19 protein-coding genes and 1 pseudogene are annotated in these 18573 nt (G+C 40.5%); 4 read left to right on the top strand and 16 right to left on the bottom strand.

What is annotated here, in order from left to right:
- Positions 1-68 precede the first annotated feature (68 nt).
- The 5 genes from A2G56_RS08310 to A2G56_RS08295 form a co-directional block, all read right to left on the bottom strand.
- Positions 69-665, bottom strand: a complete 597-nt coding sequence (locus tag A2G56_RS08310) for a glucosaminidase domain-containing protein (protein WP_062711402.1) — start codon at positions 663-665, stop codon at positions 69-71.
- Position 666: 1 nt separating this feature from the next.
- The gene (locus A2G56_RS08305; RefSeq protein WP_062711399.1) at positions 667-1431 is read right to left on the bottom strand and encodes a M15 family metallopeptidase; all 765 of its coding nucleotides are present in this window, start codon (positions 1429-1431) and stop codon (positions 667-669) included.
- Positions 1421-2122, bottom strand: coding sequence for a histidine phosphatase family protein (locus A2G56_RS08300; protein WP_062711397.1), 702 nt, complete (start codon positions 2120-2122; stop codon positions 1421-1423). The genes A2G56_RS08305 and A2G56_RS08300 overlap by 11 nt, the downstream gene beginning before the upstream one ends.
- 1 nt (position 2123) lies before the next feature.
- Positions 2124-2276, bottom strand: a complete 153-nt coding sequence (locus tag A2G56_RS10700; protein ID WP_157761211.1) for a hypothetical protein — start codon at positions 2274-2276, stop codon at positions 2124-2126.
- Between the two features lie 260 nt (positions 2277-2536).
- Positions 2537-3301 (bottom strand): (S)-acetoin forming diacetyl reductase, encoded by a 765-nt coding sequence (locus tag A2G56_RS08295; RefSeq protein ID WP_062711395.1) that lies wholly within the window; start codon positions 3299-3301, stop codon positions 2537-2539.
- Between the two features lie 260 nt (positions 3302-3561).
- Between A2G56_RS08295 and A2G56_RS10505 the strand changes: the two are divergent.
- A pseudogene (locus A2G56_RS10505) lies at positions 3562-3836 on the top strand (transposase); the annotation flags it as partial.
- A 260-nt stretch (positions 3837-4096) separates the two neighbouring features.
- On the opposite strand, the gene A2G56_RS08290 reads toward A2G56_RS10505, so the two are convergent.
- From A2G56_RS08290 to A2G56_RS08270, 5 genes are all read right to left on the bottom strand, one after another.
- A complete protein-coding gene (locus A2G56_RS08290) occupies positions 4097-4861 on the bottom strand; it encodes a response regulator transcription factor (RefSeq protein ID WP_062711393.1) in 765 nt (254 codons plus the stop codon).
- On the bottom strand, positions 4858-6186 hold the full coding sequence (locus tag A2G56_RS08285) for a sensor histidine kinase (protein WP_062711391.1): 1329 nt from the start codon (positions 6184-6186) through the stop codon (positions 4858-4860). The genes A2G56_RS08290 and A2G56_RS08285 overlap by 4 nt, the downstream gene beginning before the upstream one ends.
- Positions 6183-7499: a hypothetical protein gene (locus tag A2G56_RS08280; RefSeq protein WP_157761210.1), complete on the bottom strand. Its 1317-nt coding sequence runs from the start codon at positions 7497-7499 to the stop codon at positions 6183-6185. The genes A2G56_RS08285 and A2G56_RS08280 overlap by 4 nt, the downstream gene beginning before the upstream one ends.
- Positions 7500-7602: 103 nt before the next feature.
- Entirely contained in the window at positions 7603-9057 is a 1455-nt protein-coding gene (gene gltX / locus A2G56_RS08275) for a glutamate--tRNA ligase (protein WP_062711387.1), read from the bottom strand.
- Between the two features lie 326 nt (positions 9058-9383).
- Positions 9384-10136 carry a TIGR00266 family protein gene (locus A2G56_RS08270; RefSeq protein WP_062711385.1) on the bottom strand — a complete coding sequence of 251 codons (753 nt, stop codon included), beginning with the start codon at positions 10134-10136 and terminating at the stop codon, positions 9384-9386.
- 262 nt (positions 10137-10398) lie between these two features.
- Between A2G56_RS08270 and A2G56_RS08265 the strand changes: the two genes are divergently transcribed.
- The 3 genes from A2G56_RS08265 to A2G56_RS08255 are packed head-to-tail and all read left to right on the top strand — an operon-like array spanning position 10399 to position 12452.
- On the top strand, positions 10399-10866 hold the full coding sequence (locus tag A2G56_RS08265) for a DUF2975 domain-containing protein (protein ID WP_062711383.1): 468 nt from the start codon (positions 10399-10401) through the stop codon (positions 10864-10866).
- Between the two features lie 19 nt (positions 10867-10885).
- Entirely contained in the window at positions 10886-11101 is a 216-nt protein-coding gene (locus A2G56_RS08260) for a helix-turn-helix domain-containing protein (RefSeq protein WP_062711381.1), read from the top strand.
- A gap of 7 nt (positions 11102-11108) precedes the next feature.
- Positions 11109-12452, top strand: coding sequence for a DUF4153 domain-containing protein (locus A2G56_RS08255; RefSeq protein WP_062711379.1), 1344 nt, complete (start codon positions 11109-11111; stop codon positions 12450-12452).
- A 436-nt stretch (positions 12453-12888) separates the two neighbouring features.
- Here the strand turns inward: A2G56_RS08255 and A2G56_RS08250 are convergent, their stop codons facing one another.
- From A2G56_RS08250 to pnp, 6 genes are all read right to left on the bottom strand, one after another.
- Positions 12889-13296 (bottom strand): Mini-ribonuclease 3, encoded by a 408-nt coding sequence (locus tag A2G56_RS08250; RefSeq protein ID WP_062711375.1) that lies wholly within the window; start codon positions 13294-13296, stop codon positions 12889-12891.
- The gene (cysS, locus tag A2G56_RS08245; protein ID WP_062711372.1) at positions 13289-14641 is read right to left on the bottom strand and encodes a cysteine--tRNA ligase; all 1353 of its coding nucleotides are present in this window, start codon (positions 14639-14641) and stop codon (positions 13289-13291) included. Before cysS ends, A2G56_RS08250 begins: the two co-directional genes overlap by 8 nt.
- Positions 14642-14842, bottom strand: a complete 201-nt coding sequence (locus A2G56_RS08240; RefSeq protein ID WP_062711369.1) for a hypothetical protein — start codon at positions 14840-14842, stop codon at positions 14642-14644.
- Positions 14843-14899: 57 nt separating this feature from the next.
- On the bottom strand, positions 14900-15523 hold the full coding sequence (gene cysE / locus A2G56_RS08235) for a serine O-acetyltransferase (protein WP_062711366.1): 624 nt from the start codon (positions 15521-15523) through the stop codon (positions 14900-14902).
- A gap of 68 nt (positions 15524-15591) precedes the next feature.
- Entirely contained in the window at positions 15592-16338 is a 747-nt protein-coding gene (locus A2G56_RS08230) for a hypothetical protein (protein WP_082785134.1), read from the bottom strand.
- A gap of 2 nt (positions 16339-16340) precedes the next feature.
- Positions 16341-18488 (bottom strand): polyribonucleotide nucleotidyltransferase, encoded by a 2148-nt coding sequence (pnp, locus tag A2G56_RS08225; protein WP_062711361.1) that lies wholly within the window; start codon positions 18486-18488, stop codon positions 16341-16343.
- Positions 18489-18573 lie beyond the last annotated feature (85 nt).

The following is an 18573-nucleotide window of genomic DNA, read 5'->3' as shown; positions in this document are numbered from 1 at the left end:
ATTATACACCTCTAGTTGAGGAAGTCAAGAGAAAAACACAAAAAATTAGCACTCTTTTTCATAGAGTGCTAATTCATCTGTTTATCGTATTTTTCAAGATTATATTCTTTAATGATCTGTTCTAATTGATTAGCATAATCATCATCGTGAGTGAAATCATAGCGGTAAAAAGCTTGAGTAGCTACGCTGATACTCGAAGCAGTTGCTAAGATTTTATATAAATTTTTATTGGCTAGACTACCATCCTTGAGCCCTGCTAAATAAATTTCCAAAGCATGATTCCACGATGGGTAGATAGCGTAATCTCTTTCAACTTCACTAACATTACCTTCGTTGCGTTCCATATTTTTCAGACGGATGCTATCATCACCGGGTTGGGCAGGAATCGCAAATAAATTATGATACTTAGCCGCTAATAAATTTTGACCAAAATTGGAATCATAGGCTGCCTGAGCAATTAGGACAGATGGTCTAATCCCATAATAGGTTGACAACTCTTGAACTTCAGGAGCAATTTTTTCAATAAATCGTTCATTATCCAAGCCAGTTGCCACTTTTTTCTCTGCCGATAAACTTCGGTAATTCAAAACAAGTGGCAAGATACCAATCAATACAAAAGCAATGGTAAGACTAATAAAAAATGAAAATTTAAAACGTCGTCTCACTCTACTTCTCCTCCAATTGCTTAATATATTCTTCCAAAGTCAAACCGTGCTCCGTCATATAGCGCGCAGAATCTTTACCCACAAATCGAAAATGCCAATCTTCATAGCCAACACCCGTAGAGGCTGTCTTCCCTTCAAGAAAACGAAGGACGAACCCATAGTCAGGAGCCAGTTTATGAATTTTTTCCATGCTAGACTTATCTGCTTGATTCAAAGCATCCACAGTACTCAAATCAATGGCGAGACCAGTTTGGTGTTCACTCGCTCCCCCTGGTTGGGAATAGGTTTTGACCAATCGTTCTGCTTCTTGATCATTCAAGTTAGGATCATTAGCTTTTTCCTGATCTATATATGATTGAAACAATTCCTTTTGATAGGCGACACTGCGGTAACCAGAAATCAAATGAAAAGCAGGATCTACTTCTTGGGCTGCTTTTAGAAAGGCTCTAACATTTTCAGCAATTCGCTTATCCACAGTGATGTTCTCAACCGTCTCCAAATCAGGATTTAGCTCTGGTGTGATGTGATCACGGTTCACCAAAACTAGCTCCCAATCAGAAGGCGAGACGTTGGGTAGGCCTGAATCTTGCGATGTTTTCTTTGATGCTGTTTTCTTTCCAGAAACTTGCTCAGCTGGCTCGATCCCCTTACTGCCAGTTGACCCTTGGGAGTCCCCTTGACTCCTGAACCAGAATAGCCCTCCGACTAAGACTAAAAAAGCGAGTCCCAAAATGACTAGAGACGATTTCCCTAACTTACTTCTCATTCGCGTCGATAATCTCTCTTCCTTTTTCACGGTAGGATAAGTCTGCTACAGTTTCAATGCTAAATTGACCATCTTTATAAGTCACAACTGAGATACTTCCATTATCAATACGTTGTTTTTCTTGATTATTAGCAATCAACCATATAAACGTACCGATAGTCATACCATGACTGACCACAATAGCATTGCCGCCACCCTGGCTTTCGATTTCTTTAGCCATGGCTTCGAAACCGTCATAGATACGTTTGCTTAAAACATCCCACGGCTCCGCCCAGTTGGCTGTATCGACTTCCACGATACTTTGAGCAATATCAGGGTAAGGCATTTCATCTAGTGAGCGGCCATCTGCAAAGGCAACCGTTCTTGGAAGAACACCTTGGAAAAGGTCACCATCATAACCGCCATCTAGACTACCAAAACACCATTCACGAATGCGTTTATCGCGTTTATAAGGAAGGCTTTCATTTTCTGTTTCACGAAGGATAATCTCCATGGTCTGCATGGTACGCCCAGAATCACTTGAAAATGCCGCTTTGAAAGGAATAGCAGATGCTTTCAAACCAACACCAAGTTCTCGGATACCCTCTTCACCAAAGGCAGTCAGGGGAGTATCAGACCAACCTTGTGCGCGACCAATCGTATTAAACATCGTCTTTCCATGTCTTGCAATATACAATTTCGTTTCTGTCATGCTAACCTCCATTCTTCCCTACATTATACCATAAGATAGTAACAATGCGATAGACAGCTACTTCCTTAGGAATGCCGTAGGTATCAAGAAAATGCAGGAAACTATTTTCTAGAGACACGTATTTTTTCAAACTACTGCTATGACATTTTTCCAACAAGGTGAGTATTTCCTCATTTTAAGAGAAATGATCAGGCATTTTTCATCTAAAAATAGCACCTTGATCTAAAAACTGTTTTTCCAAAACTAACATTTTCTTCAGGCGTTTGGCAGCTTCTTTAAACTTTTGGCTCACCAGAAAAACCTGCCATAAGTGACAGGTTCTTAGCTCCTTATTTAAATGATACCTTGACTGATCGGATCAGTAAGCTTACAGTGACAATCCATTTTAAACGGCTTTTTCAGCAAAAGGTTTTCTTAGTGGAAGACCATACCACCATCAACAACAATCGTTTGACCTGTGATATAGTTAGAATCTTCTCCCGCAAGGAAACCAACAGCATTGGCAACATCCTCAGGTTCTGATAAACGTCCCAAGGTAATGTCTTTGGCAAAAGTGTTCATGCCCCATTCATCATCTTTTCCAGCATTTTTACCAACCTGATGCGCAATATCATACATCATAGGCGTTTTGACAATACCTGGTGCATAAGCATTTACAGTAATGCCTTCTGCTGCCAAATCTTTAGCCCAGGTTTGAGTGATACCACGAACCGCAAATTTAGAACCACCGTAGACTGTCAAGTTAGGATTCCCTTCACAGCCAGCCTGAGAAGTGGCATTAATAATCTTTCCACCGTGCCCTAGCGCTCTAAAGTGCTTGAGTGCTGCTTGACCACCCCAAATAGTTCCACCAACATTAATCGCAAACGTGCGTTCAAACTGCTCAGGGGTAATGGTATCAAGAGGTGTTGTCGGTGCGATTCCGGCATTATTAACCACAACCGTTAAGTCTCCGAAGTATTCAACCACTTTATCAAAGGCTGCAAATACTTCATCACGATTGGAAACATCTGCTACGACTGCCAAAGCATCCTTGGAAGATAGCGCCTCAACAGCCTTGTTGGCTGTTTCCTCATTATAGTCCAAAATTCCTACTTTGAACCCATCTGCATGGAGACGTTTCGCAATAGCAAAGCCAATGCCTTGCCCAGCACCAGTAACAATAGCAACTTTATTCATCGTTATTACCTCTTTTCTTATGTGCTATGACACCCATTATAAAACTATTGACAAAAAAGGCAAGCGTTTTTATTGGTATAGTCTTTTGAATTAAGATTGAGACATCGTCACTTTCATCTTGCCCTACTCAAGTGCTGCCCGCATCTCAGTTCTTTGTCTCAAAGTTATACTCACTGAAAAAATCTGAATTATAATAACGATATGAACTTTACACAAGACTAAACGACAGAACTCAAATCGGCAGCTTAACTTATCTTCGTGATTATATTTTACTCATCATGGATAGGCTGTGTGGCATAAATCAAGGACGTTAGAGAAACCTGCCAACATTGGCTTTGAGTTCATTCCTCCTTCTACACCAGAGATGAATCCTATTGAGCAAGTCTAGGCTGAGATTCGTAAGAGAGGCTTTAAGAATAAAATATTTAAAACACTTGATGACGTGATGAACAAGCCGCAAGAAGTGATTCAACACTTCTATTGGTCTGATTTGAAATCGATTGTTCATAGAAAATGGATGGATTTCAGATTTTGATTTTCGATGAGTATTAATTCATTCGACTATACCAAAAATATTTGGACACTGGCTTATTGACAACGTCAAAAAACCTGCCACGAATGACAGGTTTTTTAACTTCTAGTTAAATTAGGAGATTAAAACTAGAAAGGAGATTAAATTAGGAAGCGAGGTTGGAGATTATTGAAATGTATCGAACAGTCAATTTTTAAGAGAGAGAGTTCCTCGCCTCTACACGTATTAGTTTATCACATCACCTAAATTTAACCAGTCAAAAATCATGAAATGTCATTTTTTCGTCCTGAAATGTTATTTTCCCATTTCGCGATTAAGGTTTTGACTTTCAAACGTGAGACTAGGCAGGACTCCCCATTTTCAAAATAAACCAATTGTTCGGTCTTATCAACACCACTCACATTGTCTAAATTGACTAAAAACGATCGATGACTTTGGTAGAATTTATCACTCATTTTTTCAATATCGGAAAGTCTAGCATAAAATTCTAGGCGTTCTGTTTTTGTCCTTAAAATTAATTTATGTGCCGTTTGAGAGGTTTCAAAATACAAGATGTCATGAAGTGGTACTTTAACTTGTGCTTTAGCAGATTTATAATCAAAATACTCTATTTCCGTCTGTACCCCTTTGGATAGACTGGCAGTGTATAAAATACTGTCGCGAACCTGATCTTTGAAATCATCCGGATCCAGCATCTTATCAATAAAATCATAAGCAGCAACCTTATATTTAAAGCTAATTGGTGCGAATTCTGAATGGGTTGTTACAAAAACAATCACCGCATTGGGGTCCATCTGGCGTAACTCTGAGGCAACTTCCAAGCCTTTACGAGCCTCATCTTTGATTTCAATATCAAAGAAAAAGAGCTGATGGCTTCCTCTTTCTTTAACATTATCGAGTAAATTAGAGGCTTTGCTATAAGCTGCTAAATGACGTGTGGATAAGTTTTCTTCTTTTAAAATCTCTTTAATCGTTCCCAATAATCGTTCTTGTTGACAGACGTTGTCTTCTAAGATAAAAATATTCATGGCTCTGGTCTCATTTCTAGAATTTGGGTGAAGCTATGATGTCCCATCTTGGTAGATAGAACGGTTTCCGGATAATTTTCTAAAATCTGTCGAACATTGGCTAAACCTATCCCCCTATTTGGTCCTTTGGTCGAGTACCCTTTTTGGAATATTTTAACGATATCAACGCTATCCTTACTTATGCTGTTTTCAACAACGAGTAGTTGGCTGTCTTCCCTCTTAAAAAAAGCAACACTGATGTGTGGTCTAGGTGATTCTTTGGCAGCTTCAATGGCATTGTCTAAAAAGACAGACAAGACAATGACCATATCCAAAACATCTAGATAAATTCCATCTATCCTATCTGGAATCTCTAAAAAGGCTTCAACGTTTTGGCTTTGGGCTTCAATCATCTTGGTCGATAAAATACTTTTAATCGGAGAAACTTTTAGATTAGCTAAACGTCCTAATTCATATTGCGAACGGTCAACTTTCATTTTCCGTCCCTCAATCAATTCTCCGTAAGCTTTTTGAATGGCTTCCAAATGTCCTGCATTAATGAAGGTACGCAACGTGTTAAAAGATTGCTCATAATATTCCTTAAAACTTTGCATATCACCATGTAACTTTTCAATATGCTGATTATAATCTTCTAGCGCTTTGATTTTTTCAGCCTTGGCTGCTGCCAGTTTGCGATCCATTTCTAGCTTTGCTTCATGATTAATTTCGGACAATAACCAGAAATATAGGAACATGTAAATAAGCATGATTTGCTGACGATAATCCCAAAAATTAAATGAGCCTGGAAATAAGCGCCTTGCTAAAACACTATAAGTAAAAATACCATAATAACTCAGTAAAAGGCCACTAAACATATTCGATAAAAAGTTCTTTTTAGCCGTTGACCCTTTTTGAATATATTTAAAATTAAGGTTTAGGGTTTTATTAAAAAAGTAATAGATAGGAAAAACACTACCGTAACTAAGGTATAACAGAGCGTATTCTTTACTAAGCACTTCAGGGCTGATGTCTAAGAGCGGTGACAGTAGGTATAGAGCCATTGACCTAGCAAAAATATCCACCGTCACAACAGGAAATAAAGCATAAAAGATATACTTGTAAAAACTTTCCTTTGGATTTCGATAGTAATAAATGGCTAAAAACACACCAAAAATAAAAGGAGAGGTCTCTAATTGAAAACAGTAGTTAACAATAATAAGCGAAAAGGCAAGTGGGAATAAATACCGTTTTTTGATAGTGATATCACTGATGTGGAGAAATATCAGCCAGTACATCATCCACATGATCACAAAGGCTAAAAAGTCCTTAATCAACTCTAAGCTCATGCTTCCTCCTGTTCATTTGAATAGATAATCAAGGTATCCTTAGCCATGTAAGAACCACTTGTAAAAACCACCGAAAGGTTAGGATTATCTTGAAAAATCTTTTGGACAAGATGTGTCCTTGTGCCCTTATTGTCTAAGGAAGGGGTTTGCCTGTCAAGTGGTAAACAACCGGAGACTAATGATTTTACAAACGTGCTATAAGAGACACTGATCTCACAGCCATTCTTAATTGTTTTAATCACTAGCCTTAAACTTGGCTTTTTACTGAGTTTAGCATGATGGATACCCAGTTGAAGCATATGATGAAGCAAGGTAACAGCATCCTTTTGAGTTAGCATAGGGATGTCTTCTGAATCCGGAAGTAGTACGGAGACCTGAATGCCTAACTGTTTGGCTTCCAACAAATCCTTGGTCACAGCCATTTTAATATGATTATTGGCGATCGGAATCAACTGATAGAATAAATAATCTTCATCTTTCATTCTATCCTGGGATTTTTTTAACACTTCTTCAAATGAGAGCCTAATCTCATCAATATCTCCATAATAAATACTATCATTAAGGCTAATCAAGATATTGTCATAGTCATGCTTAAAAGACCGGATATTCTGATAAATACCTTCCAAATGTTGGCTGTATTGTTCCAAATTAGCCAAGTATTGCTGCTCTTCTCTTTCAACATCGGATATATGACGTTCCCTAGCTTTTCGATTTAAAAGCGTTAACATATAAACCAGAACCATGACAGAGGCAAAAAGTGCTACACGGTCATAATCAGCCATTACTGATGAATGGTTAAAGAGAACTAGATAATGAACAATATAATAAAGTAAAAAGAGACCATTCATGCCATAAATATAACGTTGAACCTGTTTATCTGGAATGTTCAGAATGGTTGGGTAATCCAAACGAAAGAGACGCCGCAAGGCCCTAGTTGTTGGTATTAAAAACAGGAAAATGACGATTGTCACCCAAGGGGTTAAATAGGATGGATAATGTATTCCCCTTAATAAGGTTGGAGAAACAAAGATATAAAAATACCTTAAAAGTAAGTCTACAAGTACTACTGACAGGCCAGTATAGAATAAATGCCTACAAAGGGTTCTTTTCTCTTTTTCTAATAGAGACAGCAGTAAAAAAGTAAGCCATAGAGGTAAGAAGGCATTTACTCGGATGATAATTGCCAAGACTATTGATAATAGTAAATAAAAAGGGAAGTGATATTTGTTTAGTTTTCTCTGCCTCAAATCTTGGTAAATAAACCAAATTGCTGTGAATTCTAGTAGGTACTGTTCCATTCCAAAAAATTCCATCTATCCCTCCCTTCTGGATAATTTGATAAGTATCTGATAGTCTTTCTTTATATCGATAAGATTAGAAAAGAAGAGTCAGGTAAGTCCCGCTCTTCTTCTGCTATTAAAGACTTTGCAACATGTTGTCAATGTGTTCAATAGATTTATCGCGACCCAACAGATAGATAGTGTTTGGCAATTCTGGACCATGCATTTCACCTGAAACAGCAATACGAATTGGCATAAAGAGGTTTTTCCCTTTGATTCCTGTTTCTTTTTGAACAGCTTTGATTTGTGGGAAGATATTGTCTGGCTGGAAGTCTTCATCTGACATAGCTTCCAACTTAGCTTTAAAGGCTTCGAGCACTGTTGGAACAGTCTCACCTGCCATCACTTCTTTTTCCGCATCAGTCAAAGCAGGGAAGTCAGAGAAGAAAAGGTCTGTCAATGGGACAATCTCATCCGCTGCTGTTAGCTGAGGCTTATAGAGTTCCACCAGCTTTGCAGCTTTATCTGTAAGACGACCAGCTTCTTCAAGGAAAGGTTGGCAAAGTGCAAATACCTTGTCAAAGTCTGCATTCTTGATGTAGTCATTACTCATCCAGTCCAATTTCTTTTGATCAAAAGCAGCTGGAGACTTGCTGAGACGATGCTCATCAAAGAGATTAATTAATTCTTCACGAGAGAAGATTTCATCTTCACCACCAGGATTCCAGCCAAGAAGAGCGATAAAGTTAAAGACCGCTTCTGGTAAGTACCCTTTGCGACGGTAATCCTCAATAAACTGCAAGGTATTCGTATCGCGTTTTGAGAGTTTTTTACCTGTTTCGGAATTGATGATCAGGGTCATGTGACCAAATTCAGGTGCCGTCCAACCAAGAGCTTCATAGACCATGAGTTGCTTTGGTGTATTGGCAATATGGTCATCTCCACGGATAACGTGAGAGATTTTCATATCATGGTCATCCACAACAACGGCAAAGTTGTAGGTTGGAAAGCCATCCTTTTTCTGAATAACCCAGTCACCACCGATGTTGCCACCTTCAAACTCGATATCGCCTTTCACCATATCCGTCCATTTGTAGATAGCTGTCTCATTAACCGCCAAACGTACCGTTGGAATAATGCCTGCCGCTTCACGTTCTGTGATGTAGGCTGCCTTTTCGTCTTCAGACATACCAAGGAATTCGTTGATATAACGTGGCGTTTCTCCTGCCTTTTCTTGGCGTTCGCGTTCGGCCTTTAATTCCTCTTCTGTAACGTATGATTTATAAGCTTTCCCTTCATTTAATAATTGTTGGATGTACTTTTGGTAAAGCTCTAGACGTTCAGACTGACGATAGTTTTCATGTGTTTCAGGGCTTTCATCCCAATCCATCCCCAACCAACGAAGGTTTTCAAGCTGACTGCGTTCACCATCTTCAACGTGACGTTTACGATCTGTATCTTCAATACGGATAATAAATTGACCATCATGATGACGTGCATAGAGGTAGTTGAATAGTGCTGTACGGGCGTTACCGATATGTAAAAGACCCGTTGGGCTTGGTGCATAGCGCACACGAATATCGTTTGACATGTCTGTCTCCTATAATATTTTTTTATCAATAGCTTTGGGCAAATACACATTCTTTTGTCCTTGCCAATCCATACTATTATAGCATAAGTCAGCTTGGTCAGCTAAAGAAATGACAGAAGATTTCTGATAAAAATTCTCACTTTAATTGATCTCTGTCCAAGCGATTGACATTCCAGATGAGCTTTATACTCAATGAAAATCAATGTCGACTTGGTCTGACGCATTTCCACTCTACCTGCATCCTCAGTGCTTGGTCTACTTTTGATTTTTATTAGCTAATTAATTACAAAAAGAGCCTAGTCATTGACTCGACTCATCAGATAGCCTTAAAACAAATCCAAAAAACTGTCTACCTTACCTCTATTAGAGTTGCCAGTAGTAGCAAAGTGTCCTCCTACTACTTTAGAGAAGGTTTCAATGTTAAGACTCTGCACATAAATCTCACCATAGCCTCTAAAACAATTGACAATACCTTCGCCAGTACCAATAGATTGTAAAAAACCATTTTCTAAGTGGATATCATAGTCTAGCGAATCACTCCATGCCACAACATGGGCATTATCAATCGTCATACTCTCTCCATGGAGTTCCAATTTTTTAACCGAACCAAAAGTATTTGCTAAAAGGGTTCCTTGTCCTTCAGTCGTCATGACAAAGAGACCACCTTGACCTCCAAAGAAAGCTTTACCGACTGCTTGTCTTTCCATTCGATACTGGGCCGATCCATCTAAAGCCAAGAAAGCACCATCATTGAGACGGTATTGCTTTTCGCCTAATTCAAGCGCTATGACTTGGCCTGGCATAGAAGGCGCTAGAGCCAATCGTCCATGGTCTTCTGTCGAAATAGCCTGGGTAATAAAGATAGATTCTCCCGACGTCACAGACCGTCCAAGAGCACCCAACATTTTTCCTAGGCCTTCTCCGCGTCCATTTAGTCGAGTATTTAGCTGAACACCCGGGGTATGATAAACCATACTACCCTTTTGCAAATACACGGATTCTCCTGCTTCCAAATCAATCTCCACTAAAGGAAATTGCATATTACTATCTATATGATAAGCCATTCGTTGATCTGCCATAATTACATCCTCCATTCAACTTATTATGACAGATAACAAAAGTGATGACATCAGCCCTAAGAATGATAATCAAAGACGCCTACAATAACTCCTGCAACAGCGTCTTGATAAGCTGATCTCTTGACAGCTTATCTGAACGTAAGGGTAATCGGTTATCTTTTTATCGTTATTCAATTATTAATTATTAAAAAACGATATTTTTTTATTGATATTCGATAAAATTATGGTATACTAATGTCAACATTAATCAGGAGATGTCATCATGAATCATAACAGTTATGAAGATTTCAGTATTGTTTTAACCAAAATTTGCTTAATTGTTCTTTTTATAGGAGCTATTATTCTCCTTTCAACGGGAACTTGGGTCGTTGATTTAGCAATTATTTATCCCTCACCGCTTCTGGAAGGCACGCAGCGCTACCTGACCATGCTATGTTTAGGGTATAGCATTGGCTTTCTTTCCTTAATTTTCTTATACCATTTATTTCAATTGATCAACAGAATTGGAAAAGACCTTATTTTTATTGAGCTAAATGTTCGCAGTCTTCAAATCTTAGGATGGGAGGCTGCCGCCATCACTGCCATTTCTTTTCTGATGGGCGTAACTTGCTACATTCCCATGCTCTTAATTACGGCAGCTGGCATCGCGCTGACTTTGGTTATCCGGGTTATCCGAAATGCCTTTGGCAAAGCTGTTGAATTACAAAATGATGTTGATTACACCATATAAGAAAGGGGAAAAGGCATTTATGATTCGTATCAACTTAGACCTAGTCATGGCACAAAAACACATCAGTTCAGGGCGCTTAGCTGAACTAATTGACCTAACCCCAGCCAATCTATCGATTTTAAAAAATAACAAGGCCAAAGCGATTCGCTTTTCAACCTTGAATGCTCTTTGTCGCGAATTGGGCTGTCAACCAGGTGACATCATAGAGTATATTCCTGATACAGAAAGCGAGTAACCAAAACGTGACAAAATCTTCCTCTTTCAAGAAACCTCTTATCCCTCTCTACCTTAAAAAACTCTCTGATTCAGAATTTAATCATTATAAAATCGGAGCACAACTCACCTATCTTCCAGCCTATTTTTACATTGTCAATCTCTTTAATCACAATCCTAGTTACCTAATTTTAGCGGCGCTTTTGACGATTATCATCACCGAGTGGAACCAGCCAAACCAAGTGTATCTGGATAGCGTCAAACAAAAATCACCAGAAGATAGGTTGCTGCTCGGCTCTCTCTTTCTCCAATTACTGGGATTTGCCATTTGGGGGATTCAAGCCCAATTTGATTTCTTTCGACTATTTGGACTCCATCTAACCTTCGTCTACTATGTCCTAGCTCGCAACAAGCAATTTATTCAAGGGCGATTTGGTGTTTTCTTTTTGAGAGATGCCTGGCGAGGCTTTTGGACTATCCCTATCAAAAGCATTCGCCTTCGCTCTCAAATACTTAGTCACCCTCGTCTTCAACAGTCTAACAAGTCCAAACTAAATCCCCAATTTACCTTGACACTCTTAGGCTCGATTGGTGTCGCAGTTTTACTAGTTGCCTTTGCAATCAGCCAGCTTCAAGCCGTCTCTCAGCATTTTAAACTAGTCACTGATCACTGGTTTACTCAGTTGAATGCTACCTTCTTCCAGTTCAGCTGGTACGATTATGTCATCGACTTTCTTCGCTACGGCATTTTATCTCTACCGATAGGAGCCTACCTCTATGGACTGCTTTTTGCTCCACTCATCAAAGGATCACAAACTGATGAAAACTACCAAGTTCTCCAAGAAAAACTTGATAGCAGCAGGATTCTTCCCACCTTCAGCAGCTATATTATCATTGGTAGCTTGTGCCTTATTTATGCTCTTTTTCTAATACTTGCTTTTGCTGATCTACAAACACTGTTTCAAGCGCAAACGATTAGCCCACAAGCAGCTTCTGAAACTGCTGTCTCTGGTTTTTGGCAATTGGTCCGCGTAGCCCTCTTGAATTTTACGACACTTGCTGCAAGCTACTTTTTAGTATCTTCTCCCATCTGGGATCAAAAGGTGGGTAGATTCCTTCTAACTATCTTTTTCACCTTCTCTTTTATCTTTGCCCTTCTTGCTGCTTGGAAACTCTTTGGTATTTACATCTACCTTTTTGGATTGACGCCACGACGTCTCATCTCCGGCTGGTTCGTCACAGTCCTAATCGTTTGGACGTTATTGACACTAATTCGACTTCATAAACCATTCCAGAGTATTCGTATCGGTCTGTTTTACCTTATTTTTAGTTTCAGCTGCCTTTCCTACCTTTATGCCTTATGGATACCGTGACATGAAACAAACCAGCGCCACTATAATATAAAATTGACATGACATACTCACTCGATTGTCGTAAAACAGTTTAGAAAGGCACTTCCTAATTGCAATGCTGTTCTTAAAATTAAGGCATTTGCGTCCTAACGATACATAAAAACTGGAGGATTTTCTTAATGAGTACTCCAGCTTTTTTTATGGCTAGGTTATAGTTCTGAAGGCATCTTGGTTTCCATCAAAATAACCTTCATTAGCCAATGAGCCATCCTCCATGACAACAATAATGAAGAGCATCAACAACTGTAAAGGAGAACAGGCAAACAGTTACTATTGCCGCTTAAACGCTACACATTGAGCTCAAAAACCAAAGCCGAGCCAACCATGGTCACAATGCCGTCAACAACTACCATAACAAAGAAGGAAGCTGGGTACTTGTATCCCAACTTCCTTCTTTTTAAACTTGCTGATCGACCCAATCAATACACCAAGCAATCAATTCTTCCAAACGCTCAGTTTGATCAGTCATATCCAAATACCCCATCACAGCTTCAAAACCCGTCGACATTCGGTAAGTCACGACATCCGCATTCTTAGCTTTGGTGTGACTATTAGTATTGCGCCCACGACGGTAGATATCTTCTTCTTTTTCGGTCAAAAGCTGCACTTCTAACATCGCCGTGATAAGGCTGGCTTGTGCCTTGGCTGATACATAGCGCGTTGCCAAACGGTGAAGTTGGTTAGGCTTGGTCTGTCCTGTAAAAATCAGGTGACGACGAATATAGTAAGAATAAACGGCATCTCCTTCAAAAGCAAGGGCAATCCCATTAATCAAATGGACATCCACTTGGCTGGCTTTAGTCACGCGTCCACCTCACACCATCCTTAGTATCTAACAGTTTTATCCCTTGCTCAGCCAACTGATCACGAATCGCATCTGCACGCGCAAAATTTTTATGGGCACGTGCTTCTTGCCGCTCTGCAATCAAAGCTTCGATATCAGCATCCAGAACCTCGTCTTCCTCTTCTCGGAAAACAATGCCAAAAACGGCCAGCATAGCTGCAAATTCTTCTTTAATCGTCACAGTGTAATGACCAGAATTAATCCACTTGGCTAAATCAAAGAGTACCGTAATGCCATTGGCACTGTTGAAATCATCATCCATAGCTGCTACAAACTGTGATTTGAAGGTTTCAAAATCATTCTTATCCACAGATTCTTGGATAGGCTGTTGATAAGCATTCTTCAAATATTTAAGATTAACTTCTGCATCATGGATGGCTTTTTCAGTGAAGTTAACCGGCTTGCGGTACTGCTGCGTCGCTAAGAAGAAACGAAGCACCTGACCATCCACTGTTTTCAACATGTCGTGAACTGTCACAAAGTTGCCTAGTGACTTGGACATTTTTTCGTTATCCACATTGACAAAGCCATTGTGCATCCAGTAGTTTGCAAAGGTATGACCAGTTTTAGCTTCAGACTGGGCAATTTCATTAGTATGGTGTGGAAACTCCAAATCAGCCCCACCACCATGAATGTCGATCGTATCACCTAAGATCTCTGTTGCCATCACCGAACACTCGATATGCCAACCTGGACGACCCGCTCCCCAAGGACTTTCCCAAGAAACTTCGCCATCTTTAGCAGATTTCCAAAGGGCAAAATCAACTGGATTTTCCTTACGGGCTGTCTCCTCATCAGTACGACCTGAAGCACCGATTTCCAAATCAGCTAACGTTTTATTCGCTAATTTAGCATAATTCTCCGACTTTTCCACACGGAAATACACATCACCCTGTGACTCGTAAGCAAAGCCTTTTTCCACAAGAGTTTCCACAAAGGCGATAATCTGCTCCATGTAGTTGATAACGCGAGGATTTTTGGTAGCCGGTTTAACACCTAGCTTAGCGGTATCTTCCATAAAAGCCGCAATGAACTTATCAGACAGCTCTTTGGTAGAAATCCCCGCTTCCTTAGCCGCTTTGATGATTTTGTCATCCACATCAGTGAAATTAGAAATGTAATCAACATGATAGCCACGGTATTCAAAATAACGACGAATCGTATCAAAGGCCACCGTTGAGCGAGCATTTCCAATGTGGATATAGTTATACACCGTTGGCCCGCAGACATACATCTTGACTCTACCTTCTTCTAAAGGCACGAAGTCACGGAGACTGCGCGTCATGGTATCGTAAATTTTAATCACTTAGTTCTCCTTGTTATTTTTTCGCATAGCGGTTCTACGGTACATGGTCCAAACACCTGATACAAGCCCTAGTAAACAGACAACAGTTAAAAACAAATCGCCCTTTTCAACTGATGGTTTCGTTAATAAGCGTAACAGTAAGATGGTAAGATAACTACAAGCAAGCAAAAACAAACCATTGAGCTTCAAAAAACGTTTCATCTTTAATACTCCTTTTTTAATCACCTTCTATGTACTAGCTACGGTGGATTAGGCGACTTAAAGGTGGGATGACTGATGACTCTTATCCGCCGCTTCTTCCATTTTGGAAGCATAGTAATGACTCTTGCGGTCCTCTTCAACTGCATGGTTGACTAATTCATCTTTTTTCCCGTGCACACGAACCACCTTAGCAGGAACACCTACCACCGTCACATCTGCAGGGACATCTGATACCACAACGGCACCAGCCCCGACCTTAGCATTTTCGCCAATCTCAACTGGTCCAATAACCTGAGAGTGGGCAGAGACCAGCGCACCACGGCGGACGGTTGGATGCCTTTTACCAGTATCTTTTCCAGTCCCGCCAAGCGTCACCCCATGATAGAGCATAACACCTTCCTCTACCAGTGCCGTTTCACCAATCACCAAGCCAGCTCCGTGATCAATGAAAACCCCAGGAGCGATCTCAGCCCCTGGATGGATTTCAATATTGGTCCAAAATCGCCAAAATTGGCTGTGCATCCGCGCAATCAATTTAAACCCGTGTCGCCATAAATAATGGGAAAGGCGATGTGCTGCAAGAGCCTTGATACCAGGATAAGTAAGAACCACTTCTAAAGACGTACGAGCCGCTGGGTCTAACTCTTTAACAATATCGATTGATTTTCGCCACCAGCCCATAGCAGTCCTCCTTTTCCTTTTTTATCTCATCCTAAACCCTTATTAGCCTAGCCGTTTTTATATCCTTCTTATTGAGTGATACCTGCCCACTCAACAATCGCTTGCTGTTCTGCTAAAGGATTAACCACAACACCTAAAGTGTCACCAGCTTCTTGACGATCTTTTTGAAGAATCTCTTCTAATTTCCAAACAAAGACTGAACCACCCATTTCTCTAAATGGCAAGCCGAATTCTTCATTGTTATACCAGTCCGCAAAATGAGGCAGGCTTGAAAAGACGGGCACAAAACTTTGGTCCAGTTCATTTGCCATCGTCGGAAAACGTCGCTCATGTGTCCCATCCGCTTTGGGATAAATAAAGACTGGTACCAAATAGACTTTTTCTAACAAGTCAGCAGCTTGATTGTCATCACTCATGATGTCATTAATCAATTCTGTAAAAGTATTGACAAACTGAATCATCTCACTCGATTGGAAAATCGTTGAGTTACTAAAATCGCCTGTTTTCTTAACATTGAAAATCAAACCTGTCAACTGATGTAAAATCACTTCTTCAAGAATATCTAAGGCTGAACGTTCAATCCAAGCCTGTTTTGAAGCTGACGGATGTTCATGGCAAAATGTCTCGAGGTCCTCTTTACTCGTAAATACAGGGGTCAACTTTTGCCCATCGATAGCAATGGCATAGGGTTCTGAACTAGCCAGAACAGGATACAGATGCATACTATTGACTAGGGCAATGCTACGCAGAAAATTATCTGGTTCGTCAATGAATTGACGAAGGGCCAAGCCCAACTCAATGTTAAATCTTTCCATGATTAGCTTTCCTTTTTATCTGAAGACTTTTCTTCAGGTTTTTTGACTGGTTTCGGACGTGGCACCAAAGCCTTCATAGAGGCATCAATGCGACCTTTTTCGTCAACTTTAATGATCTTGACATCCACTTCTTCACCAACTTCAAGCACGTCTTCTACACGATTGGTACGTGTCCAAGCAATCTCTGAAATGTGAACAAGAGCATCTGTCTTGTCAAAAAGGTTAACAAAAGCACCAAATTTTTCAATACGAACCACTTTGGCATGATAGAGTTCGCCAACTTTAGCTTCACGAACTAAACCAGCGATGATTTCTTTGGCTTTATCAATAGCATCTTGGTCTGAAGAGTAGATGGAAACATTTCCTTCTTCGTCGATATCAATCTTAACACCTGTTTCAGCGATGATTTTATCAATCGTTTCGCCACCTTTACCGATAACAACCTTGATTTTATCCACATCAATCTTGATGGTATCAATCTTGGGTGCTGTCGGTGCCAAATGTGGACGTGGTGCAGCAATAGCTCCTTCGATAACGTCAAGGATTTCAAAGCGCGCTTTTTTGGCTTGCGCCAAAGCTTCTTCAAGGATTTGCGGCGTAATACCTTCGATTTTAATATCCATTTGAAGAGCTGTAATACCGTCACGAGTTCCAGCCACTTTAAAGTCCATGTCACCAAAATGGTCTTCCAAACCTTGAATATCGGTTAGGACTGTATAGTTAGTACCATCTGAGATGAGACCCATGGCAATCCCCGCAACCGGAGCTTTAATGGGAACACCACCGGCCATGAGGGCTAAGGTACCAGCTGTAATGGAAGCTTGCGATGATGAACCATTTGACTCCAAGACTTCTGCTACCAAGCGAATCGCGTATGGAAAGTCCTCCAAACTTGGCAAGACCTGCTCCAGCGCACGCTCGCCAAGGGCACCATGGCCAATCTCGCGACGTCCTGCGGCTCCATAACGGCCCGTTTCTCCAACAGAATATTGAGGGAAATTATAGTGGTGTAAGAAGCGTTTTTTGTACTCAGGATCTAAACCATCAACAATCTGTGTTTCTCCCATCGGTGCAAGCGTCAAAACTGACAGTGCTTGGGTTTGTCCACGTGTAAAGAGACCTGAGCCATGAACTTTTGGCAAGAAGTCAATTTCCGCTTCCAATGGACGGATTTCATCAACGCGACGACCATCCGGACGAATCTTGTCTTCAGTAATCAAACGACGAACTTCCGCATGCTCCATTTGCTCCAAAGTTTCAGCCACATCACGATAAATGCGTTCAAATTCTGGATCTTCAGCGTAACGAGTAGTGTACTCTCCAAAAACTTGCTCTTTGACCTCATGAGTTGCCTCTTGACGCGCTAATTTTTCTTCCACTTGGACGGCACGCGCCAAGTCATCATAGTACTTCTCGTTAATTTCCTTGAAGATTTCGGGGTCAACTTGAAGCAATTCCACATCTGCTTTTTCTTTACCGATTGCGGCGACAATTTCTTCTTGGAAGGCGATTAACTCTTGAATCGCTTGGTGACCTTTCAAAAGAGCCTCAAGCATGATGTCTTCTGATAATTCTTTGGCACCAGACTCTACCATATTGATGGCTTCTTTAGTACCAGCCACCGTCAACTCAAGAGCAGAAGCTTCTTTTTGAGCCTTATCGGGATTGATGATAAATTCTCCATCAATATAAGCCACTTGCACACCTGCGATGGGACGTTTGAAAGGAATATCTGAAATAGCAAGTGCCAATGAAGACCCAAACATCGCAGCCATCGGCGCGCTAGCATTCTCATCATAAGAAAGGACCGTGTTGATCACTTGAACTTCGTTACGGAACCCTTCTGCAAACATGGGACGGATAGGACGGTCAATGAGACGCGCCGTTAGGGTTGCATCTGTTGATGGACGTCCCTCACGCTTATTGAAACCACCCGGGAATTTCCCAGCAGCATACATCTTTTCCTCGTAGTTGACTTGAAGGGGGAAGAAATCACCTGTTGCCATTTTTTTAGACATAACAGCTGCTGTTAGCACTGTTGACTCACCATAACGAACAACTGTAGCCCCATTAGCTTGCTTAGCCACTTGGCCAACTTCGACCACTAAAGGTTTGCCAGCAAAAGTCGTTTCAAAAACGTGTTTACTCATTTGTTTACCTCATCTCATGAATCTTTAGATACCTTGTTTTTTACAAAACTCAATCTGATTATCAAAGAACCAAACTCAATTTTGT

This window comes from Streptococcus halotolerans (assembly GCF_001598035.1).
Classification (GTDB): Bacteria; Bacillota; Bacilli; order Lactobacillales; family Streptococcaceae; genus Streptococcus; species Streptococcus halotolerans.
This window is presented reverse-complemented; position numbering and strand designations above follow the sequence as displayed.

Coding starts and splice junctions, on each gene's coding strand:
- A2G56_RS08240 (WP_062711369.1), bottom strand. CDS start 14,842: ATGAAACGTTTTTTGAAGCTCAATGGTTTGTTTTTGCTTGCTTGTAGT.
- A2G56_RS08295 (WP_062711395.1), bottom strand. CDS start 3,301: ATGAATAAAGTTGCTATTGTTACTGGTGCTGGGCAAGGCATTGGCTTT.
- A2G56_RS08280 (WP_157761210.1), bottom strand. CDS start 7,499: ATGGAATTTTTTGGAATGGAACAGTACCTACTAGAATTCACAGCAATT.
- A2G56_RS08300 (WP_062711397.1), bottom strand. CDS start 2,122: ATGACAGAAACGAAATTGTATATTGCAAGACATGGAAAGACGATGTTT.
- A2G56_RS08265 (WP_062711383.1), top strand. CDS start 10,399: ATGAATCATAACAGTTATGAAGATTTCAGTATTGTTTTAACCAAAATT.
- A2G56_RS08290 (WP_062711393.1), bottom strand. CDS start 4,861: ATGAATATTTTTATCTTAGAAGACAACGTCTGTCAACAAGAACGATTA.
- A2G56_RS08230 (WP_082785134.1), bottom strand. CDS start 16,338: ATGGAAAGATTTAACATTGAGTTGGGCTTGGCCCTTCGTCAATTCATT.
- A2G56_RS08285 (WP_062711391.1), bottom strand. CDS start 6,186: ATGAGCTTAGAGTTGATTAAGGACTTTTTAGCCTTTGTGATCATGTGG.
- A2G56_RS08260 (WP_062711381.1), top strand. CDS start 10,886: ATGATTCGTATCAACTTAGACCTAGTCATGGCACAAAAACACATCAGT.
- A2G56_RS08305 (WP_062711399.1), bottom strand. CDS start 1,431: ATGAGAAGTAAGTTAGGGAAATCGTCTCTAGTCATTTTGGGACTCGCT.
- A2G56_RS08270 (WP_062711385.1), bottom strand. CDS start 10,136: ATGGCAGATCAACGAATGGCTTATCATATAGATAGTAATATGCAATTT.
- pnp (WP_062711361.1), bottom strand. CDS start 18,488: ATGAGTAAACACGTTTTTGAAACGACTTTTGCTGGCAAACCTTTAGTG.
- cysE (WP_062711366.1), bottom strand. CDS start 15,523: ATGGGCTGGTGGCGAAAATCAATCGATATTGTTAAAGAGTTAGACCCA.
- gltX (WP_062711387.1), bottom strand. CDS start 9,057: ATGTCAAACGATATTCGTGTGCGCTATGCACCAAGCCCAACGGGTCTT.